The 21,878-nt window shown below is 39.6% G+C and carries 20 protein-coding genes; 11 read left to right on the forward strand and 9 right to left on the reverse strand.

Annotated elements, in window-relative coordinates; translation table 11 throughout:
* Positions 1-47 precede the first annotated feature (47 nt).
* The 5 genes from KPL72_RS14650 (at position 48) to KPL72_RS14670 (ending at position 7,109) form a co-directional block, all read left to right on the forward strand.
* Positions 48-1,301, forward strand: a complete 1,254-nt coding sequence (locus tag KPL72_RS14650; protein WP_346729517.1) for a response regulator — start codon at positions 48-50, stop codon at positions 1,299-1,301.
* A 314-nt stretch (positions 1,302-1,615) separates the two neighbouring features.
* Positions 1,616-2,881, forward strand: coding sequence for a response regulator (locus KPL72_RS14655; RefSeq protein WP_219703414.1), 1,266 nt, complete (start codon positions 1,616-1,618; stop codon positions 2,879-2,881).
* Positions 2,882-2,972: 91 nt separating this feature from the next.
* Entirely contained in the window at positions 2,973-3,980 is a 1,008-nt protein-coding gene (locus tag KPL72_RS14660; protein ID WP_219703415.1) for a serine/threonine protein kinase, read from the forward strand.
* Positions 3,977-5,941, forward strand: a complete 1,965-nt coding sequence (locus tag KPL72_RS14665) for a RecQ family ATP-dependent DNA helicase (RefSeq protein ID WP_219703417.1) — start codon at positions 3,977-3,979, stop codon at positions 5,939-5,941. The genes KPL72_RS14660 and KPL72_RS14665 overlap by 4 nt, the downstream gene beginning before the upstream one ends.
* Before the next feature lie 136 nt (positions 5,942-6,077).
* Positions 6,078-7,109 (forward strand): capsular polysaccharide synthesis protein, encoded by a 1,032-nt coding sequence (locus KPL72_RS14670; protein ID WP_219703419.1) that lies wholly within the window; start codon positions 6,078-6,080, stop codon positions 7,107-7,109.
* Between the two features lie 39 nt (positions 7,110-7,148).
* On the opposite strand, the gene KPL72_RS14675 is transcribed toward KPL72_RS14670, so the two are convergent.
* The 4 genes from KPL72_RS14675 to KPL72_RS14690 all read right to left on the reverse strand — a co-directional run bounded on the left by KPL72_RS14675 (position 7,149) and on the right by KPL72_RS14690 (position 8,793).
* A complete protein-coding gene (locus tag KPL72_RS14675; RefSeq protein WP_219703421.1) occupies positions 7,149-7,535 on the reverse strand; it encodes a VOC family protein in 387 nt (128 codons plus the stop codon).
* Positions 7,536-7,638: 103 nt separating this feature from the next.
* The gene (locus KPL72_RS14680) at positions 7,639-7,959 is read right to left on the reverse strand and encodes a GIY-YIG nuclease family protein (RefSeq protein WP_219703422.1); all 321 of its coding nucleotides are present in this window, start codon (positions 7,957-7,959) and stop codon (positions 7,639-7,641) included.
* A 22-nt stretch (positions 7,960-7,981) separates the two neighbouring features.
* Complete coding sequence (locus KPL72_RS14685; protein ID WP_219703424.1) at positions 7,982-8,590, reverse strand: LysE family translocator; 609 nt, start codon at positions 8,588-8,590, stop codon at positions 7,982-7,984.
* Positions 8,587-8,793 (reverse strand): DUF1127 domain-containing protein, encoded by a 207-nt coding sequence (locus KPL72_RS14690; RefSeq protein ID WP_212918245.1) that lies wholly within the window; start codon positions 8,791-8,793, stop codon positions 8,587-8,589. Before KPL72_RS14690 ends, KPL72_RS14685 begins: the two co-directional genes overlap by 4 nt.
* Positions 8,794-9,028: 235 nt before the next feature.
* On the opposite strand from KPL72_RS14690, the gene KPL72_RS14695 reads away from it, so the two are divergent.
* Positions 9,029-10,453, forward strand: a complete 1,425-nt coding sequence (locus tag KPL72_RS14695; RefSeq protein WP_219703426.1) for an aminotransferase-like domain-containing protein — start codon at positions 9,029-9,031, stop codon at positions 10,451-10,453.
* Between the two features lie 311 nt (positions 10,454-10,764).
* Here the strand turns inward: KPL72_RS14695 and KPL72_RS14700 are convergent, their stop codons facing one another.
* Entirely contained in the window at positions 10,765-11,112 is a 348-nt protein-coding gene (locus KPL72_RS14700; RefSeq protein WP_219703427.1) for a hypothetical protein, read from the reverse strand.
* A gap of 156 nt (positions 11,113-11,268) precedes the next feature.
* On the opposite strand from KPL72_RS14700, the gene KPL72_RS14705 reads away from it, so the two are divergent.
* Positions 11,269-12,258 carry an NAD(P)-dependent oxidoreductase gene (locus tag KPL72_RS14705; RefSeq protein WP_212918242.1) on the forward strand — a complete coding sequence of 330 codons (990 nt, stop codon included), beginning with the start codon at positions 11,269-11,271 and terminating at the stop codon, positions 12,256-12,258.
* Positions 12,259-12,279: 21 nt separating this feature from the next.
* Here the strand turns inward: KPL72_RS14705 and KPL72_RS14710 are convergent, their stop codons facing one another.
* The gene (locus tag KPL72_RS14710) at positions 12,280-13,158 is read right to left on the reverse strand and encodes a LysR family transcriptional regulator (RefSeq protein ID WP_219703428.1); all 879 of its coding nucleotides are present in this window, start codon (positions 13,156-13,158) and stop codon (positions 12,280-12,282) included.
* A gap of 206 nt (positions 13,159-13,364) precedes the next feature.
* On the opposite strand from KPL72_RS14710, the gene KPL72_RS14715 reads away from it, so the two are divergent.
* On the forward strand, positions 13,365-14,990 hold the full coding sequence (locus KPL72_RS14715; protein ID WP_219703429.1) for a fumarate hydratase: 1,626 nt from the start codon (positions 13,365-13,367) through the stop codon (positions 14,988-14,990).
* A gap of 172 nt (positions 14,991-15,162) precedes the next feature.
* On the opposite strand, the gene KPL72_RS14720 is transcribed toward KPL72_RS14715, so the two are convergent.
* Positions 15,163-15,735 (reverse strand): TetR/AcrR family transcriptional regulator, encoded by a 573-nt coding sequence (locus KPL72_RS14720; RefSeq protein ID WP_212918239.1) that lies wholly within the window; start codon positions 15,733-15,735, stop codon positions 15,163-15,165.
* A gap of 116 nt (positions 15,736-15,851) precedes the next feature.
* Between KPL72_RS14720 and KPL72_RS14725 the strand changes: the two genes are divergently transcribed.
* A complete protein-coding gene (locus tag KPL72_RS14725; protein ID WP_212918238.1) occupies positions 15,852-16,607 on the forward strand; it encodes an SDR family oxidoreductase in 756 nt (251 codons plus the stop codon).
* Positions 16,608-16,710: 103 nt separating this feature from the next.
* The gene (locus tag KPL72_RS14730; RefSeq protein ID WP_283248012.1) at positions 16,711-17,589 is read left to right on the forward strand and encodes a patatin-like phospholipase family protein; all 879 of its coding nucleotides are present in this window, start codon (positions 16,711-16,713) and stop codon (positions 17,587-17,589) included.
* Between the two features lie 212 nt (positions 17,590-17,801).
* Here the strand turns inward: KPL72_RS14730 and KPL72_RS14735 are convergent, their stop codons facing one another.
* Both KPL72_RS14735 and KPL72_RS14740 read right to left on the reverse strand, forming a co-directional pair.
* Positions 17,802-19,712, reverse strand: a complete 1,911-nt coding sequence (locus KPL72_RS14735; RefSeq protein ID WP_219703435.1) for a TonB-dependent receptor domain-containing protein — start codon at positions 19,710-19,712, stop codon at positions 17,802-17,804.
* A gap of 19 nt (positions 19,713-19,731) precedes the next feature.
* On the reverse strand, positions 19,732-20,760 hold the full coding sequence (locus KPL72_RS14740) for an MBL fold metallo-hydrolase (RefSeq protein ID WP_249422269.1): 1,029 nt from the start codon (positions 20,758-20,760) through the stop codon (positions 19,732-19,734).
* A gap of 194 nt (positions 20,761-20,954) precedes the next feature.
* Between KPL72_RS14740 and KPL72_RS14745 the strand changes: the two genes are divergently transcribed.
* Positions 20,955-21,866: a LysR family transcriptional regulator gene (locus KPL72_RS14745; protein WP_219703437.1), complete on the forward strand. Its 912-nt coding sequence runs from the start codon at positions 20,955-20,957 to the stop codon at positions 21,864-21,866.
* Positions 21,867-21,878: the final 12 nt, after the last annotated feature.

A 21,878-nucleotide genomic window follows, 5' to 3' on the forward strand; every position in this document is an offset into this window, starting at 1 on the left:
ATTTTATGGGTTCTTTTGTAAGAACTCATGCCGAGGAAAGCTAACCAGTGACAGACACATTTACGACGAATGCAAATAACGAAACAGTCGCAGAGGATATAAGTAAAAAGTCCGTATTGATCATTGAAGACATGAATGAAATGCGCCTAATGCTAAGATCTATGATGCTCTCATTAGGCTATACAAACATAGAAGTTGAAGCCTCAGGTCAAAGTGCCCTCAAACGTATAGCGGCGAAACGTTTTGATCTTATTCTTTCCGATTACAACCTTGGTGGTCGTATTAACGGCCAACAGGTTCTAGAAACCGCGCGAAAAAACAACATTCTCGCACCCTCTACTATTTTCATCATGATTACCGCAGATACAGGTTATGACAGCGTCGTCAGTGCAATAGAGCACCGACCTGATAGCTATATGGTAAAACCCTTTACTCCTTCGACATTACACCGCCGTTTACGCCGTATTAAACTGCAAAAAAGTATCTTTTCAGAAGTTGATGAATACCGAGAAAAAATGGATTTTGCGATGATGGAAAGCAAAGCCAAAGCTATCATGGCCAAACATCCCCAATACAGCAGTTTATGCCTAAAGGTTATTGGAGAGTCACTGCTATCAAGGCAAGAGTATAAAACAGCTAAAATTCATTATATGAGAGTGATCAAACACAATAAGGAGCTTTCTTGGGCCCACTTCGGCGTAGCGCAATGTGACTTAAGCTTGAAACAACCTCTATCTGCTGTGGCTAGCTTAGAAAAAGCCATCAGCATTAGTCGTCACTTTCTACCGGCTTATGATGACCTTGCTAGTGCATATGAAAAATTAGGCGACCACAAAGCGGCTCAAAAAACGATGATAGCCAGCTTAGAAATCACGCCTAGATCTCTAGCAAGAACAAAAAGACTTGGAAAAATAAGCGTTAGACTAAAAGATTGGAAAATAGCAGAGCAAGCTTATTCACGGGTCATTCGTTTAACCAAAGATACCCAACACGAAAAAATAGAACACTATTATGATCATCTTAAATGTCTGATTGCGATACAAGAAGGTGAAGATCACCCACCACAAACAGCAGAAAAACTTAGACGCTCTTTAACAAGATTACGCATGTTAGGAAAAGACGATCCTATCGTTGTGTCAAACTCCTTTCGTGTAGAGGTTCAGCAACACCTTCATAGAGAACGTCGGGATGACGCGATTAAATCTTGGAAACAGTGGAAGCAATTAATACTAGCAGGAAAAGCATCATCTATATCACGAGAACAAGAACTCACCTTAAAAAAACGATTAGGCTTATCTTAATAGCCAATGAGTGTAAAAAAATGTTTGAGTTTTTTTACACTCAATCTATTCGGCACAAAACACAATCAATCACTACACCCTATTAAAAATACAATCATTCTCATTAAAGATGTGTATTTCATCATCAAGAAATAGACACACTTACATTCTGTAACAAATTTAAATTCCTCATATCTTATTGATAATTAATAGAAAAAATCATCATATTACAGATCTTAACTATTAATAACGATTACTATAAGTTTTTTAATTTTTCAAATGATATAAATAAAACACTAGATTTTTCGCAAGCTTATTAAAGTCAGGTAGTACCTTTGACAGATGTAATCGCCCTTGGCGTTGAAAACACAAACGATATCCATCAAGAACTTGTCGACATATCAAAAAAGCGTGTTTTGATCATCGAAGATATCGGTGAAATGCGACTGATGCTGAAATCTTTAATGACGTCGATGGGGTATTCCAATATAGATGTAGAACCCTCTGGACAATCTGCTATCAAGCGAATTCTAGAAAGGCCTTATGATGTTGTACTATCCGATTATAACCTTGGAGGCAGCATAGACGGCCAGCAAATTTTAGAAACGTCCCGCAAGAACTACTCTCAAGACCATTCCACTATTTTTATCATGATTACTGCCGACACAGCATATGAAAGTGTTGTCAGCGTGCTGGAATATCAACCAGATAGCTATCTTGTTAAACCCTTTCCGCCCGCTGCTTTTTTCCGGCGCTTTGAGCGAGTCCAAAAACAAAAGAAAACCTTTGAAGGGATTAACACGGCTAGAAAAGAAAATGATTTTGAAAAAATGGAAGCGCAAGCTAAAGCAGTCATGGTGCAATATCCTCATTTTGCTAGTCAATGTTTAAAAATCATTGGCGAATCACTCTATGCTAGAGGTCGATACAAAGACGCCAAAAGCCACTACATGCTTATCATTCAAAAAAGCAAAAACCTAGCTTGGGCACATTACGGCATTGCATTATGTGAACTCAAACTCGGCACAGTCGCTGCCGCCATAAAAAAACTAGAGCATACTATTGGCTTAAGTCGTCATTTTTTATCAGCATATGATTTACTTGCCGACGCACACGAAGATTTAGGCAATCTAGAAGATGCTCAAGCAATCATGAGTAGTGTTTTAGAAGTCTCTCCACGCTCTACAGAACGCGCTCTTCGACTTGCTCAAATCAGTATGCAATTAAATGATTGGCCAACGGCCGAACAGGCTTACTCAAAAGTCATTCGACTGACTCGTGAAACAAGTCATGAAAAAGTCGAATACTACTATGAGTATTTAAAATGCCTAACCAACATGATGACAAACAACTCAGATAATTCAAAGCTGGCTGATAAATTTAAGCGCACGCTTATCCGCCTACGAACCTTTGGAAAAGCCAACCCTGCAGCGGTCTCTAACTCTTTCCGTATAGAGATTCAGCAATATCTAGCTCGAGACCATGTCGGAGAAGCCATTAAATCTTGGAAACAATGGAATCGTCTGATCCAATCAGGACAAGCAACGCCTCTTTCCGACGCTCAAAAACACACACTTAAAAAACGCCTCGGCTTGCTATAATCCCTTCACACCGTTATGGTCATGCGCTAATTTTCAAATTGGCGTTAGAGCCACTGACACATTTTTATTCTTTAATATCAGAGCATCCATTATGACGGCTACTCATTCTTTTTCGTCCCTTCTTCCAGATGCCATTTTAGACGCTGTAGAGTCCACAGGACTATGGAGTGACTCTCGAATTTATCCATTAAACAGCTACGAAAACAGGGTTTATCAGATTGGTATTGAAGATGCGTCTCCTCTCATTGCAAAGTTTTACCGTCCTGAACGCTGGAACGAAGCGCAGATTCGAGAAGAACACCAAACATTATTAAAACTCAAAGCCGCAGGCGTTCCTGTTGTTGCCCCATTGGAATTTAATGGTGAGAGTTTGCTTCGTCATAACGACATGTATTTTTGCTTGTCTCCACGTCTAGTTGGGCAACACCCTGAAGCAGACAACCTTGATCAGCTTTATCAAATTGGCGAACTCATCGGTCAGCTTCACCAAACTCTATCAACAACTCCCTTTAAAGAGCGCATCAGTGTCTCTCCTTTATCACAAATGGATGATGCAGCTAATCAAATTTTAACGGGGCGTACTTTATTTGGGCATTCAGAACTAGCAGAAGAATTACAGTTGCCAGAAAAGCTCAAGCCTATTTATATTAGACAAATCGCTACGCTGCGAGCTATGTGCGAGAGCAGCATTAAGCGTTATTGGCCAACTCAGTTGCGTCCAATTCATGGAGACAGCCACCGCAGTAACTTGATGTTGCACGACGACCAATTTCATTTATTAGATTTTGATGATTGCCAAAATGGCGTTGCCGTTCAAGATTTATGGTTACACATTACTCAAACAGAAAATCCAAGACAACAATTAAGCGAAATCATTGAAGGTTACGAAACCTATTTGCCTTTTGAAACTCGTGAATTGGATTTAGTCGATGTTTTTAAATGTGTGCGTGTCATTAGTTACACTGCATGGCTACAAAGCCGTTGGCATGACCCTGCTTTTACCAAAGCTTTTGCTTGGTTTGGCAGTGAAGACTATTGGATAAATCACTTAAACGAACTAAAAAATTGCGAATTAGAATGGGGGCAAATTTCACGATGATACCTTCAAATACAGCACATCTAGAACACTCACTTCATTCTTTGTTCGGTTTCGACCAATTTCGTGAAGGACAACAGCAAACTATTGAACAGCTTCTGACCGGTCACTCTTCTCTTGCGGTTTTTCCAACGGGTTCAGGCAAATCCTTGTGTTACCAATTCGCTGCAACTCAACTGCCTAATTTGACACTAGTAATCTCGCCATTAATTGCCTTAATGCACGATCAATTAGCTTTTTTAAAAGCAAAAGGCATTCCTGCGGCGTGTTTAGATTCCAGTCAAAGCAAAGATGAAAGCCAAGCTGTTATGTCTGGAGTACAGAGTGGCGCTATTAAAATTTTAATGATCTCGGTCGAACGCTTTAAAAACGAACGTTTTCGTCGCTTTATCAAGCGCGTTCCGATTTCTATGTTAGTAGTCGACGAAGCTCATTGTATTTCAGAATGGGGTCATAACTTCCGTCCGGACTATCTAAAACTGCCCTCTTATCAACAAGAGTTGGCCATTCCATTAGTCTTACTGTTAACTGCCACGGCGACACGCAGAGTGCAAAGAGACATGGCGCAAAAATTTGCCATATACCCTGAACATATAGTGCAAACTGGCTTTTACCGACACAACTTAGATATTGATCTTATCCCAATACAACGGCATGAAAAGCTAAACACTTTAAAAAATATCCTCAACGATACCCAAGGCGCGAGCATTGTATACGTGACTCAGCAGAAAACGGCCGAAGATGTCGCTCGCACTCTACAAGCCGATGGCTACTCAGCAGTCGCCTACCATGCAGGCTTGAATAGTGATATTCGCAGCGCTATTCAAACCGACTTTATGAATAGTAAAACACGTATTATCGTTGCGACCATTGCGTTTGGCATGGGCATCGATAAATCGGATATTCGTTTAGTCGTGCATTTTGATTTACCCAAATCAATCGAAAACTACAGCCAAGAAATTGGCCGTGCGGGGCGAGATAACCAACCGAGCCGATGTGTAATGCTCGCCAGTTTGGAAGGTTTAAGCACCCTAGAAAACTTTGTTTATGGTGACACACCTGAGTCGCAAGACATCGACACTTTACTACGTTGCATTACCGAGCAAACAGTTGAATACGAATGGGAAACACAACTGTACGGATTGTCCAATCTAACCAACATTCGCTCTTTACCGCTCAAAACCTTATTGGTGCAGCTCGAATTATTCGGTGCGCTCACGCCAAAATACAGTTTTTACGCGGATATCAAAATTAAATGGGAAGGCGATAGAATCGCTTTTGCCAACCAAATCCCAACCGAGTGGCAATCTGCCTACCAAGCAATTCTAAAAGGCATTCAATACAAGAAAATCTGGGGCACACCTGATTTTGATAAGCTATTTAACGAAGCGGGCTTATCACGAGGCGACGTATTGCAAGTCTTGGAATTTGCAGCGGATCACAATGTTCTGACGCTAGAAAGCAAAGGCCTGACTGAAGTGTATCAAGTCCATAGCGAGCATTTTCACCATCAGACATTAGCAAACCAATTGCATCAATATGTGGAAGAAAAACAAAGTGCTGAAGTTGCACGAATCGCTACCATGATTCGTTTCTTTCAATTAGATCGCTGTTTGAATAATAATCTAGCTCGATATTTTGGTGATCAAAATTCACCAGAATATTGCGGCCATTGTTCGGTTTGTCGCGGAAAAATTCTCGTCTTTGCCCAGCCAACCGGAATAAACGATGATGTTGGGAAATGGAATAATTTAGCAAAGTATGCTCAAGAGTTCGCTCAACATGTTAGAAACAAAAGCCCAGGGACTCAAGTCACAGCGATATTGATTACGCGCTTCTTAACGGGTTTGACACAACCCATTTTCACCAAAGTAAAAGCCCGCCAACTTAGCGGGTTTGGTGTGTATGAAGAAATGCCGTATCAAGAGGTTTTAAATAACATAATAAAGCTTCTCGAGGCTTAGGAATAATCTGAAAATTCCTCTTTAAGTGCATCTTACACGGGTCGTATGTGCACAGATTCGCTGTACAGCCCAAAACACAATAAGTAAAATACGGCCCAATAATCGATTAATTAATTAACACCAAGAGTCGTTAACAATGAGATTTTCAAAACAGATAAAGTCTTTAGACAGAGAAATATTTCCTCTCAGAAAAAAGTATAGTTTTTTCAATCGACTTTACAATCATTTATCCGAAATAAACATAGAACATAGTTTCCATAGTAAAAATTTCAAAGATACCGCAATAAAAAAAGCTCAACACTCTTTAGACTCTTTACTTGAGCCAACAAACACATCTAACGAATCTTCTGACATTCCTAAAATCATCTGGATTTTTTGGGACTCAGGTTTTGAAAATGCCCCTGAAGTGGTTAAGTTAAGTGTTGAGTCATGGCAAAAACTTAATCCTAATTATCAAGTCAATCTTTTAAATGATAGCAACTTAGAACAATTTCTAGGATTTGATTTTCATGCAATGCATCAATTGTCTTCAATTCGCTGCCTTCCTCCAACAAAAGCAGATCTATTAAGACTACATCTCTTAAGCAAACATGGCGGCGTATGGACAGATGCAACAACTTTTTGTTTAAAGCCACTAGATGAATGGCTGCCTGAAGCAACTAAAGAGTGTAATTTATTTACCTTTGTACATAGGATAAACCCTACTCGACCAATTGAAGCATGGTTTATAGCCTCGCCAAAAGGGTCAAAAATAATCAATGACACCTTAAAAGGTTTTGTTAACTATATTTTCGAAAAAAGGACAATAAGCCTATTCATTTCAGGAAAAGTACCTTTACTAGAAAAGGTTATAACGGGAGAAGAAAAAACAAGACCTCTTGAACCAGATGTCGCAAAAAGAGCCGAAAAATATGGATTTATGCCCTACTTTTCAATAGGTTATTTCTTTTATAATGCGCTAAAAAAACACCTTTCAGAAAAACAATTAAATACTTTCCTTAGAAAAGGTGATGGCTTAATGACGAATAAACATGCTTTAACAAAGGATGATTATTCAATTTTCGAAGATTCAGTTGTATCAAAGCAAACGTATATTAGTAGCTATGTAAGCAGCGAAAAATTCAAAGAACGAAAAAATTTCTTAATGAAACGTATCAATGATATGTAGCCTAGACATTTTTTAACTAATAAAAATATCTTCTACTTATTAGGGTATAGCATCATTATCTAAATAAACACTGACTTCGATAAGATTGTTATCAGGGTCATTAAAATAAACTGATTGGATAGGTCCTAGAGCGCCAGATTTCGTCACGGGACCTTCTAATATAGTCACTTTGCAAGCTTTCAGATGATCAATCACTTCGTCCATGCTCCAATTGGTGATCAAGCATAAATCGCCAGATCCTTCCATTGCATGATTGCGCAGCTCTTGCCCCAACAATTGAAGGTTAATCTTTTGCTGGCCAAAACGCATAGCTTTGCGCTCATCTGAAAAGGTAATGGCCTCCATTTTAAGCACGGTTTCATAAAAAGACACGGCTTTGTCTATGTTTGCCACGGTTAAAACAATGTGGTCAAAATGACTAATCATAGCTCCTTGCCTCCCAGTGCAAGCCATTACAAAATATATGCCATGCTACGAATGATCGACGGGAAAAACAAGCTTATATTACTTCTTAAAAGCTAGTCTCTTTTCAAGAGGAATGGCTTAATGCCGCTAGGTCTATATCTCCTTCTATAAGGCTCAATTTTTGGCGGCGATTCAGTTTCTTCACCTGATATTCCAACACTAATGCATCGCTCTTAGAGCCCACTGCTTGATGCCAAACCAACTCCAGTGGCCCTTTTCCTCTTAAATAGCGAGCTGCTCGCTTACTAGTGCCAGAATGCTCTTTAAAGCGACGATCAACATCGGTACTAATGCCCGTATAAAGCGTATTCAAGCGAGTCTTTATGATATAAAGACTCCACTTGTTATCCTTAGAGGCACATTTTCCTTCTCGCTGTTCTGTCACTTTATATCCCCTTTATCAGTCGTCAATTGCCGATAATCAGTAATAGTGTAGAGGCCGTAGCAATGCCCATAAAAAAGTTAAATAGTCGTTGCCGTTTTTGATCGGTTAACCAACGTCGAATACTTACGCCAGCCCATGCCCACACAGAAATAGCAGGAAATCCCATCGCAGCAAACAGCACTATCATCCAAAAACCAGACTGAACATATAAATCTCCAGCAATTGCGAACGAGCTGACACAACCAATCGCCATCATCCAAGCTTTTGGATTAACGTACTGAAAAAGCAAAGCCTGCCACCAATTCATTGGTGAAGATAGCGCCTTTTTAGTTTCTAAATTTCCCACTGGCGCACTGCCAATTTTCCATGCTAACCAAAGTAAGTAGGCGCAACCAACCCATTTTAAAACGCTGTATAGAGGTGGATACCAGGTAAATAACGCACCAAGCCCCATTAAAGTAGACAGCAGCAGACTTGCGACACCAAGAACAATTCCTAGCATATGCGGCAAGGTTCGGCGGAAACCAAATTGAGCACCTGACGCCAATAACATAATGTTATTCGGGCCAGGTGTCACGGAAGTCACAAAAGCAAACATGGCAAGCGCCAAGAAAAAAGATAAGTCTATCATGACATCCGCCCTCCATTTTTGATCAACAACAGCACATCTCGCACAAGACCAACCATAGTTGCCCGTGATAATTCTGTCTGATAACGCTCTTTTGTCATGCCAATATCCTTCATCTGCTGAGCAGTTAAAGACGCCAATTTTTTACGCGTTTGAAAACGCTCTACACTTTGTTGAATAGAAACAAATAAGCTGACGACTAACATGACTTTCTCCTTTTAAATCGCACCGATAGAGTTTTACAAGTGCTACGTGTATGAGTAACCACTTTAAAAGAAGACAGAAATACAATACAGACTCAGAAAATCACTTTATCAAACATACAGATTACAGTTATTTTCGCCTGTATGGCAGAATAACTCAAAATCTGTATGGTAATAAGAGGTGGATTTGCGCTTTATAATCAATACAGATACCAAGAAGGATTTTAAGGGGAGCAAGATGACACTTTATCAAAAACTCGCTAATCGCTTACGCGAACACATACAGCATGACTTTTATAAGTCAGGGGATAAATTACCCTCTGTGCGTCAATTAGCTCAAGAACATGGCGTCAGCATTTCCACTGTACAAGAAGCTTACAGACAACTTGAACAAGAACTACTTGTGGAAGCGCGACCTAAATCAGGCTACTTCGTTTGCTCTAGCAAAAAAGATAATTTGCCCAGTATATCAAGGCCACCGCAACGCCCCTTGGAAGTATCCCAATGGGAAGAAGTGCTAAATATGTTAATGAATCGCAGTGGTAACAAAGGCGTGCAATTACAACATGCCATGCCTGATATGAAAGCATCGACACTAAAACCCTTACTGAAAACCTTGGCCGACCTTTCAAAACAAAAGCCAGAGTTAGGACTAGGCTATGCTGATATCCGAGGTACAGAAGAGTTGCGCACACAACTTTGTCGTCTTGCAGTGGCATCAGGCTGCCAATTACACCCTGATGATTTAGTGATCACATCAGGTTGCCAAGAGGCGCTGTCTGTCTGCCTACGAGCTGTCACACAACCTGGCGATATTATTGCCATAGAATCGCCAAGCTTCTACGGTTCCATGCAGGCAATCAAAGCGGCAAATCTTAAAGCGATGGAGATCCCGACGCACCCAGAAACAGGCATTAGTTTAGAAGCCCTAGAACTGGCACTCGACCAATGGCCCATTAAGGCGATTTTTGTCACCCCAACTTGTAATAACCCAATGGGTTACACAATGCCAGAAGACAAAAAAGAACAGCTCTATAGACTAGCCCAAAGCTACGATATTGCTATCATTGAAGACGACATTTATGGCGACATTTCGTATCAGTTCCCTCGCCCAAAAACGATCAAATCCTTTGATACTGACGGGCGTGTTTTACTGTGCTCATCCTTTTCCAAAACCATAGCTCCTGGAATGCGAGTAGGTTGGATTGCACCTGGTCGCTATCGAGATAAGGTAACGCACATTAAATATGTCAGCAGTTCTATGTGCCCTGTTCTTCCCCAGCTTGCCATTGCGAAGTTTATTCGCTTAGGAGGCTACGCTAAGCACATCCGCAAAATGAGACAAGACTACGAGCAACAACGAGATCATTTACTTAAGGCGATAAAAACCTATTTACCTAGCGACACACGAGTCAGTTACCCTGCTGGCAGTTTCATTCTTTGGGTGGAACTCCACTCGAGCATTGACAGTGTCAAGCTAGTCGAACGCTGCCGAGAGGAAGGGATTGGATTTGCGCCTGGCCCGCTATTTTCAGCAACAGGAAAGTACCGTAATTGTTTTAGACTCAACTTCAGCGAACAAAGTATGGAAAGGCGCGAATGGGCAATCAAATCTTTGGCAATGATTTTGCAAAACTTCGAACAGCAGGCAAAAGCAGGGTAAACCAAACTATCCTATGATGACGTAAGGTATACAGGTATAACACTACGACAAATAAGTGCTTTACCTGTACTTGCTCTCAACCAGATAGGTAAACTGCAAAGAAACGCAAATACATTTAACGCTTTGATACAAAAAACAATAATTCGATAACTTACTCATAGCACATTGCGTATAACATTATTTAATTGACTTGCTCTAACAGGCTTTATTTAAACCAAGAATGTAAGTAATCACTCGATCTTGCTTGAACGTAATAAGCTTGGTTGGCCTAAGGCACTTGCCCCACAGTCACATTCACATTCACAAAAACTTTAAAAATCTAGACAATGCGCAGTCAACTCAACATCATCTACACTTACTTCGGGCTGATAATACTTTTTATATAGACAATACAGTTCTAAACTACTTATATCAAAATCATTCCCTTTCAATATATAATCGACTAATTCTTTCCCACAAAAATACTCCCCCCTGTCCGTCCAAACAAAAGGGAAAGATATTTCTAAAGAATTAAGCCGCTTAAATCCTTCACTTTCTTGATCATTTAAAAAAACCAAATCAAAACAGGGTCGCTTCTTGCAATCAAACAACAGTAATAACACTTCGAAACTGTCAGCACATTTTTCTAAAAGATAAATTTTACCTCTATTATTCTTCATTTCGACCTCAATTTATTTTTATAATAAATACAAAATACCTGTTTATATTGATTTTTTATATTGCTTTTAATGCATAGCGCTATAATAAAAAAGCATTTCACCAATAACCTCTTTTTCACTAGAGTAAAATTTATAATTTTTATTGGAGCAGCAATTTTGAAAAAGAAAATTCTGATTTACAACAGAGTACCTAAAGATCTGGCCAAAAAAATAGCTAAGAACTTTAAGGTCACCATGATAGATGATCAAGCAATTGATGCAGAAAGTAATTTTTTACAGGCTCTATCAGAAACTCACGGGGTGATTGGTGGCGGTCGTGAATTTAATAGCGACTCCTTAAAACTAGCGAAGAATCTTGAGGTAATATCAAATATTTCAGTTGGATATGATAATTGTGATGTGAAATATCTAAGTGAACGAAAAATAATGCTAACAAACACCCCCAATGTACTAAACGAAACAACTGCAGATCTTGCTCTTGCGCTTTTACTATCAACAGCTAGAAGAGTGCCTGAACTAGATAAATGGACAAAATCAAATAACTGGAAAAAACCAATTGATAGTTCTGTATTTGGTGACTCTTTATTTGGTTATGATATTCACGGGAAAACAATTGGCATTATTGGTTTAGGAAAAATAGGTAAAGCGATAGCTCGTCGTGCAAGATTTGGATTCAACATGAACATTATTTATAGCGGCCGAACACGACATAAAGATCAAGAAAAAATATTAAACGCCAAACATGTAGATCTAAAAACCTTATATAAAGAAGCTGACTTTATCTGCCCAGTTGTTCCTTTATCAGATTCAACAAAAAATATGATCAACGAGAGTTCATTTAACATCATGAAGAAAAACGCCATTTTAATTAATGTCTCTCGTGGCGCGATTGTTAATGAAAACGATCTAATAAACGCGTTAAAAAATAATAAAATAGCGGGCGCAGGATTAGATGTTTATAGCAAAGAGCCTTTAGAAATCTCCGAATTATTTGAATTCCCCAATGTCGTCACTTTACCTCATATAGGCTCAGCAACACATGATACAAGACGGGCAATGGCAGTCAAAGCGATTGACAACCTTTGCTCAGCATTGAATGGCAATGTTCCAATAGACCTTGTTAATAGAGATGTTTTCAAAATTTAAAATCTATATTGCTATATTTCATCATAATGATTCCCAGAAACTTTCACTAAAATCATTTTTTATTTTAGTTGATTTATACAATCTAATATCAACAGGGATTGTAAAACCCTCATCTAATAATATCCTCACTTTTCCGTTTTTAAGTTCGTTTTCCATTATAGATTTAGGTAACCAAGCAATACCTTTATTTTCAATAACCATTGAAAGCAACACGGGTGATAAATGAGATTCAAAAAAAACATCTAATTTTGGGCATTTTTTTTTACTTTTTAATTTTTCTTTTAATATTCGACCTAATGCAGACTCTTCACTGTACCTTAAAAATGGAATTTTAGTTTCGACCATTTTTTTTGTATCAATAAAAAATTCAGATCCGACAACCGGAATTAGTTCATCATCTCCAATTTTTTTATACATAAACTGATCTTCTGATAATAAACTATCAACATTTTCCAGACCATGACAAAGTAAAAAATCAGTTTCTCTATCTATTAACATTTCTTCGCATTTTTTCATACTGTTTGTTGTTAACTTAATAGCTTCAAACGATGCTTGACTATCCAAGCTTCTAATCCATTTAGGAAAAAACGTAAAAGAGAGCGTGTATGTAGCAGCAAACTGCAATGAATGCTGCTCTTTACTGCCTAGCTCTCTCGCTCTTTCACGAAAAAAATAAAGCCTACTTGATAGGTCTTGAGCCAACGCCAGCATCTCATGCCCAGTTTCAGTCAAGTTAGTTCCCTGAGATGTTCTATCAAATAATTCAACACCCAACCATTCCTCTAGAGACTTAATTCTTCGACTAAATGCGGGCTGAGTGACATTTCTGAACTCAGCAGCACGTGAAAAATTTTTGTAACTTGCTAGAGCAATAAAATCTTCTAACCACAATGAATCCATTTCCAATACCTATTTTGCATAGAGAGATGCTTTATTAGCATTTCCATTATCAAATGAACATAATTTAAAATCAACTAAAGCTTAATCATCTCATTCTCTTATTTTCAACAATAGATAGATGCATTAATAATTCATTTAAAAAATTAAAAATACAAAACTGACCTTATAAAGAAATTTAATTTTTATACTATCATTTGAGGCTGGCCATGCAATATAAAAAAATGTTTCCTTTAGGAAAATCTGAAACAAATTATAGAAAGCTAACATCAGATTATGTTTCTGTAGAAAGCTTTAATGGAAAAAATATTTTAAAGATAGATCCTGAAGGCATTAAGTTACTTACTAAGGAAGCGTTTAAAGAAATATCTCATAAAGTCAGACCATCTCATCTTAAACAAGTTCGAGATATTCTTGATGATCCAGAAGCATCAGAGAACGATCGCTTTGTCGCATTGCAAATGTTAAAAAATACTGCGCTAGCCGTTGGTGGTGTTTTGCCAATGTGCCAAGACACTGGAACAGCTATCATCCAAGCAAAAAGAGGCAAAAATGTTTGGGTTGATGGTGAAGATGAAGCCTACATTTCTCAAGGTGTGTTTGAAGCGTTTACGCAACTTAATTTACGTTATTCTCAAATTTCACCAGTAAGCCTCTACGAAGAGGTCAATACAAAGAACAACTTACCAGCACAAATTGATTTGTATGGCACAGAAGGTGATGAGTACGAATTTTTATTCATGGCCAAGGGTGGCGGTTCTGCAAATAAAACCTACTTATTTCAGGAAACCAAAGCACTACTTAATCATGATTCTTTAATGAAGTTCCTAAAAGAAAATCTTAAGAAAATTGGCACAGCAGCGTGCCCTCCTTACCACTTAGCAATTGTTATTGGTGGAACTTCAGCAGAGTCAACACTTAAAACGGTGAAGCAGGCAACAGCGCGCTATCTTGATACGCTACCAACAAGTGGTGGCGAGTATGGACAAGCTTATAGAGATTTAGAAGCAGAAAAAGAAGTACTAGAGCTCACTCAGAAGTTTGGCATTGGATGCCAATTCGATGGAAAATACTTCTGTCATGATGTTCGAGTCATTCGCTTACCTCGACATGGTGCATCTTGTCCAGTTGGTATTGGCGTTTCCTGCGCTGCAGATCGCCAAGCCTTAGCGAAGATAACAAAAGATGGCATCTTCATTGAACAATTAGAAGACGATCCAGCCGCATATTTACCCGATTTAACCGATGAAGAAATAGGCAGTACTGCGGTTTCAATTGATCTAAATGTACCAATGCCAAAAATTCTTGAGCAACTTAGTGCTCTAAAAGTTAGCACTAGGGTGAGTTTAAATGGAACCATTATTATTGCTAGAGACATAGCTCATGCAAAACTAAAAGAAAGATTAGATAAAGGCGAAGTGCTTCCTCAATATTTAAGAGACCACCCTGTCTTTTATGCAGGTCCATCTAAAGTTCCTGATGGTTATGCTGTTGGTTCGCTTGGCCCGACTACAGCCGCACGAATGGATCCATATGTTGATATCTTTCAAGAAGTTGGTGCATCGATGGTGATGATTGGGAAAGGGAATCGTGGACCATCTGTTGCTGAAGCATGTAAAAAACATGGCGGCTTTCACCTTGGGTCAATTGGAGGAATATCCGCATCATTAGCTCAGCACTCAGTAAAAAGTATTGAGTGCATTGAATACCCAGAGCTGGGTATGGAAGCAATATGGAAAATTGAAGCTGAAGACTTTCCAGCTTTTATTGTTGTAGACGATAAAGGAAATGATTTCTTTAACCCTAATAAAGGGCAAGTTATTCAATTTGCATAACCATCGAGTTAATCGCAAAATCAACAAGTACACGATGAAAATCTTTGACATCTAAAAAGTAAGCAGATCGGAGGAATAAAGCGTCGTCCTTCGATCTCTACTTAGAACACTTAACAGTTTGCAATATTCTTCGCTACCTAACAAAAACCATATTCCGCATAAATGTTATTGATTAAGAATTTTGAGCGGGTGCGCCGCGTCGTAATCCTTCCATAACCAAATCCATGAGCCATGTAAGACGTGGTCGCCAGTCTTCACTAGCATCGATCTGCCAAATACCTGCAATTGCCAGAAAAAAATCGTCAGCTGTAATTCCTGATCGGATAGTACCTGCTTCCACATTAGCATCTAGAAGCATTTGTGCTGCATTGATTACTGATGCGTAACCTCCCGTCCCAGCACAATCTTTCGAACTCGTTACTTGACGAATTGCGTTCGCCAGACCCGCTTTCGTTATGGCGTACTCGGCAAGACGGTACATCCATTCCCTTAACGCTTGGCTGGGCGGAACCGTCTTAAGAAGGTGTTCTGCAAACTCAGTCACTTGCGACATCTCGTGACGATATACCTCAATGACCAATGCTTCACGGGTTGGGAAGTGTCGGTAAAAAGTTCCCTGTCCGACACCTGCTTTCTTGGCAATGGCACTCAGCGGTGTTTCAGCAGAGTTAATCAACTCCGCAAGTGCAACCGTTAGGATACGTTCTCGGTTCTGAACAGCATCAGCACGCTTAGGGCTATCCACATAGTCTCCTTATGATAAATTTATTTTGACAAGCGGACAGCTGTCCGTTACTCTTCAAAAAAAGCGGAGGATTGTCCGTTTATTATTTTACCCTTTTTATTCACTAGGAGAAACCCATGAAAAACACAGGTAATACGATTCTTATCACTGGCTCAACTTCAGGCATAGGTCTTGGCCTAGCTCTACGTTTTCATAAAGCTGGAAACAAGGTGATCATTGCTGGAAGACGAAAAGCTTTGCTTCAACAAATCACTACAGATTACCCGGGTATCGAAGCCATCGAACTAGATGTATCGGACGCTGCATCTATTGTCCAAGCAAGTGAACTAGTCGCTGAGCGTTACCCTGATTTGAATGTTGTTATCAACAACGCTGGCGTTATGTTGAGCGATGATTTTGTGAAAGCAGATTCATTAAAAACTGCCGAAGAGTCTGTCACCATTAACCTTCTAGGCACCATCCGTATGACCTATGCGTTCTTGCCGCAATTAACGCAGACAAAAGACGCCACTCTTATCAATGTTAGTTCTTCTTTAGCATTTGTACCGTTTCCAATAGCAACAACCTATAGTGCTACTAAAGCAGCAGTTCATGCGTTCACCGAAGGCTTACGCGTTCAACTCGCCGACACCTCTGTACGCGTCATAGAGTTAGCTCCTCCTGGTGTTCGTACAACACTATTCGGTCAGGAAAATGACGACCACGCTATGCCTCTAGAAGACTTCCTCAATGAGACGATGTCCATTTTGCATAGCGAACCCACACCTAAAGAAATCATTGTGGAAAACGCCAAATTCATGCGTGATGCCGTAGCAACAGGCAACTATGACAATGCCCTTGGAATGCTTTCTGCGTGGAAACCAGCGGACTAAGGCTACCAAAAATGAGTCATCACAAGCATCTTCTTATGTGGTGGCTCATTCTTACCTGCAATAAGAATTGACGAACTACTGTTTATTATAGAGAAACCTATCAATGCCTCACACCATAAACCACGCTATTGAACGTACTGTCGTATTTGATGCTGGAGGTGTTGCTGGTATGGCTTGGACCACAGGTTTAGTCTATGGTCTGAAACATGAGGAATGTGATATATCAAAAGCCGAAGTGTTAATTGGCTCTTCATTGTCAGCTCTTCTAGCCGCACAGATTCATAGCGGAGTTTCTCTAGATAAATTATTTAGTATGCAAGTGCTGGCCTCAACACCCCACAGTTGGCAGTCTGTAACATCAATAGAAAGTTATCGTATTTTGGAGCTTTGGTCTCAACTAATAGCTAGTGACACAAATTCATCTCAAGAGAATATTCTTGATATATTGCTAAAAAAGCACACCACATTTACACCATTGGCTTGGAAAAAAATTATATCCGAGCACATTTTTATGTTGGATTGGTCAGAGCGAGCATTACAAGTTGTTGCTACTGACTGCGAAAGCGGTCAATTAGTAATCTTTGATAAACTTTCAGGTGTTAGCCTGCTTGATGCTATTGCTGCTAGCAGTGCAACGCCTGGGTTAGTGGATCCAATAAAAATAGATGGGCGCTACTACACAGATGGCGGGCTGCATTCAGCAAAAAGCATTGCATTTGCTGCAGGAGCCCAAAAGATCATAATCATTTCCCCCATGGGAACCGCTGGGTGGCCGATAAACAATAAACATTACTTCATGCAGGTTGAAAAGCTTAAAGAGTCAGGAAGTGACGTTATGTTTATCACTCCAGACTACCCTTCACGCATTGAGTTTGAAGATAACCCTTTCCTAATTCAGACACGAGCTCATACCGCTGAAGCAGGCTTTATACAAGGCCGCAAACTTGCCGAAGATATAAAAATTTTTTGGTTAGGTAGATAACACTACACTCGCTCAGGCCTGATCTGTACTAGCTCAGACCTGATCTGACAGTTACCTCATTTTGAACCGATGTCTATTAGCCTAGGGAAGTTGTCTCGAAAATTGCTCCTGCATTGCCCTAATTACCTACATCCATGTAGGCATACGGGTCACGCCACTAAGGCTTAGTAGACTTATTTGCACCTTCTCTAGCTATTACCTATAAAAAACGTCTAAAAACTATATTCCAACGATGCCCAGTATGCACGACCAGTGTCAACAAAGCCGTATTCATCAAATTCAAACTCTTCGTCCATTAAATTATTGATTCCTGCTTGAACAGTAAAGTTATCGCTCATGGCATACTGCACCCCTATATGGAATAGATTATAAGATGGCGCTTGAGTTTCTGTATTACTTGATAGGCCGGTCTCCTGAGACTCTTTTCCTCTGTACTCATAATCTATCCACGTCTTGACACGATCTACTACTTGCCAATTAAAAGTTGTAGCAAACAAGTGAAGGGGAATCTGAGTCAAAGGCTGTCCTTTGTTATCTCCAGACAGCTGCTCTGATTTTGTATAGGTATATCGGACATTAATATTTACATCGCTTGTCACCTGAAACTCAGAACTCAATTCGACACCCTGCGTTTTAGCCTCATCAACATTTATATTATAACGTGAACCGGATTCAACGCAGATAGATGCAGGGCAACTTGTTATCATAATTTTGTCATCAAAATGGTTATCAAATAACGTTGCACTCATGATCTTGTTAGTACTACTGTAAATAACACTCACTTCTTTACTAATCGACGTTTCTGGTTTTAAGTCAGGATTACCATATATATCTCCCCCACGACTTTCTTGTGCCCAACCTTCTGTCATTGCTCTCAACTCTGGGGTTTGATAACCAGTTGCAACGCCTCCTTTTAATGTCCAGACATCATTCAAAAACCAGTTTGCATAAAGTCGTGGACTAATTTGACTATCAAAGTTTTCATTCTTGTCAACTCGTATTCCACTGGTTAAAGAGACTGAATTAGTAACAAACCATTCATCTTCTCCATAGAGTGAAAATTGATCATTACTTATCGTTGTTAAATCAAGAACATTTTCAGCATCAGTTAGCTTAGCTTTGGCGATGTTTGTGCCAACCGTTGTAATGTGATCATTAGTCGGAACAATCCAACGACTATCAACCACAAGATTCGTTATTCTCATGTCTCGACCTTCGTTATAGGTACTTTCACGCTGTACATAAGAGGTCTCTGAAACACTACCCCATTGCCCTGTATGGGTGAGAGCTATAGAGCTTTTATCATTATTCGCTTCACTACCAGTACGAGCATTAGCAGCGGCTGATTTGCCGAGAGTAGTTATACGCTTTTGATTACTCTTCATCATATCCAAATCAAAAGCATGGTCGTCGTTAGGAGTAAAACGAAGTTGTGCATTATAATTGTGAATCTCTTTCTCTGTAGCGCCGCGAGCTACTTCATCTTCTTCATTAAAAAGACCACGAGCACCTAAACGTAAACTTAACGTATCCTCTATTAGTGGGCCAGCAAGGTAAATAGCTCCTTGTCTAGTGCCGCCAAACTCATCACTCTCTGCTCTCGATGCATCTATACGCACATTACCATGCCATTCATCAGTGGTTTTACGAGTGATAATATTAACAACCCCCCCCATCGCATTAGCGCCATACAACGTAGACATTGGCCCTCGTATTACCTCGATTCTCTCTATTGACTTTAATGGTGGTAACCATTCTTGGTCCATGCCACCGCTACCGCTTGGCTGTGACTCTCTAGATGACTGCGGACGTCCATCAACTAACAATAATGTATATTTAGAGGGCATACCTCGAATAGAAATATCGTTACCAGAAGAACCTCCTGTTACGAATACCCCTGGGACGTGGTTAAGCACCTCCGTTATGTCTCTATATGAGCCCTGATTTATATCGTTTTGATTAATAACCGTAATACTGGCTGGTGCTTCTGTAGTAGCTTGCTCATAACCAGACGCAGTAATAACCAACTCATTCAACTCTGTGGTTTCTGCTACTACAGAAGAAGAAAATAAACACAGATTAGCAACAGCTGAAGAAATTAAAAAATAGCGATTTGATGGCATTTTACAAACCTTAAGACAATTAGTTAAATATACTTCGTGCGTTTTTTTGGACGCGCTGCTGGTATTGTTCAATTTTTACCAGTTGCGCTAGACTGCAATCTCTTAGGAGTTCAAAAGCCCCAGAAGCATTAGCGTCAACAAAAGGATGTGGCTCATTAGGAACACGTTTCGCCAAAACTTTTAAACGCTCCACACTGTTATCACGAGTAGGATGATTCGATAAAAACACGTCTACCGACTTCTCTTTAGAAAGATGTTGAAACCGAGCAGCAGAGTCTGAATACATTTTTAAACGATCAAGATTTGGACCAAAGTTTAATCCAGTTCCTCCCCATAAAGCAGCCGTATGACGTTGGTCGCCATCCTTAACCTCAAATATCAAAGACATTGTCCCCAGGGTATGCCCTGGAGTAACATAAAGTTGAACTCGTGTATCTCCGAGTTCAATAACATCACCGTCATTGATAGAAATATCTCTTGTTGGAGCAGCATCCCATTTAGGGTTAAAAATCTCTGGAATAGGCTTTTCTAATTCAGCCCAATCAGCATCTCCCATAACGACCCTAGGATGAAAATTATCCACTAAATATTTTTGGCCGCCGTAATGATCTCCATGAGCATGGGTAATAATTAAATAACGAATATCATTAGGATCCAGACCTAACGATCGAATACCTGGTACTAAGGTTTCTTCAGCTTTACGGTTACTGTTCATTGCATCAATCAGAATTAAACCTTCAGAAGTTTGAATTACCCAACTAGCTACCGAGCGATTGCCAACAAAATACAAATTATCAAATACTTGCCGAGGTTCTATTATTGCTTTTTGGGCACGCAGAACTCGCTCTTCATCTGTTAATACGCGTTTTTTAGCGCCGGATCGTGCACCTGCCATTTTAAGAGGTTTATCAATTTCACAAATGCTGGCAAGTCCTGGGTATTTTGCACCCGCCAATAGACCTCTTTGTACGAGTTCATCAGGAGAGATCTCAAATTGTGCATTAATCTGACTAGAAAAAATAAAAGACACTGTCACAATAAGCGACATACACAACCTTTTTGACATATATAATGAGTTAAAAGGGCAACAACCCCTTTGCTTGATCATATTCACCGCCCTTTTTAAATGATATTGATTACCACTTATATTCTCACACAATGAAGACTTAAAGCGCCGGAACATTTCGTTCCGATATGTGAAATTATCACTACTAACTGGCTTAAAAAAATAGGTATGCAAAAATGTACGACATGAACGACCTGCAAAGTTTTACTACTTTGATCGAAACGGAAAATCTGACAAAAGCGGCAAAACAACTTGAAGTCTCTAAATCTACATTGAGCAGACGCATATCTCATCTCGAAGCTAGCGTTGGACAATCTCTTTTACTACGCCAAGCGAATAAAATATTTCCAAATGATGCTGGAAAGGCCTTCTACCCTCATGCCTGCAAAATTTTAGACGCCGCTAAACTGGCTCAAAAAACAGTAGATACTCTTCAAGAGTCGGTGATGGGGGAGTTAAATATTACGGCTTATTACGGTTTAGCTCGTTCTTGGCTACCAAAAGAAGTTGTTCATTTTGCTGATAACCACCCAGAAGTTAGTATTTCTCTTAAAACCACCTCAATCTTTGCAGAGTTAGAACTGTCAGATATAGGTGTTTGGTTAGGATCTTTGCAACCGTCTAAATTTAAAGAAGAAATGCTCGGACATCTAACATGTGGCTTATATGCCTCAAGTTCTTTTTTAAAAGAAAATCCCGCAGTAGATGATATTGAGAGACTAAAAGACATTCCTTGGGTTAATTTTCATCACTTTTACCAACCTGCGGGAGACTTAGAGCTACTTCACTCCGAAGATGGAACAAAACGCATTGAAATACCAAAATCTCAAATATGGACAGATCAAATCGCCATGCAACTTGAACAAATAGCAAAGGGAAAAGGAATAGGTGTCTTACCAGATTACATGGTAAACATGAGAGAAAAGCACCACCCAGGCGATTTAATCAGAGTATTGCCACAATGGCAGCTGCCTTTAATTCCGGTTTATTTACTTTACCCATACGGCAGTTTACCAAAAAGAGTAACGGCCTTTTTACATCATTTTAGAAAACATACAGCCACTATTCTAAACAGCCAACAACTGTAAAGAAACGCAAAT

Origin of the sequence: Marinomonas lutimaris, from assembly GCF_019426345.1 — a bacterium.
In the GTDB taxonomy this organism is placed as follows: Bacteria; Pseudomonadota; Gammaproteobacteria; order Pseudomonadales; family Marinomonadaceae; genus Marinomonas; species Marinomonas lutimaris.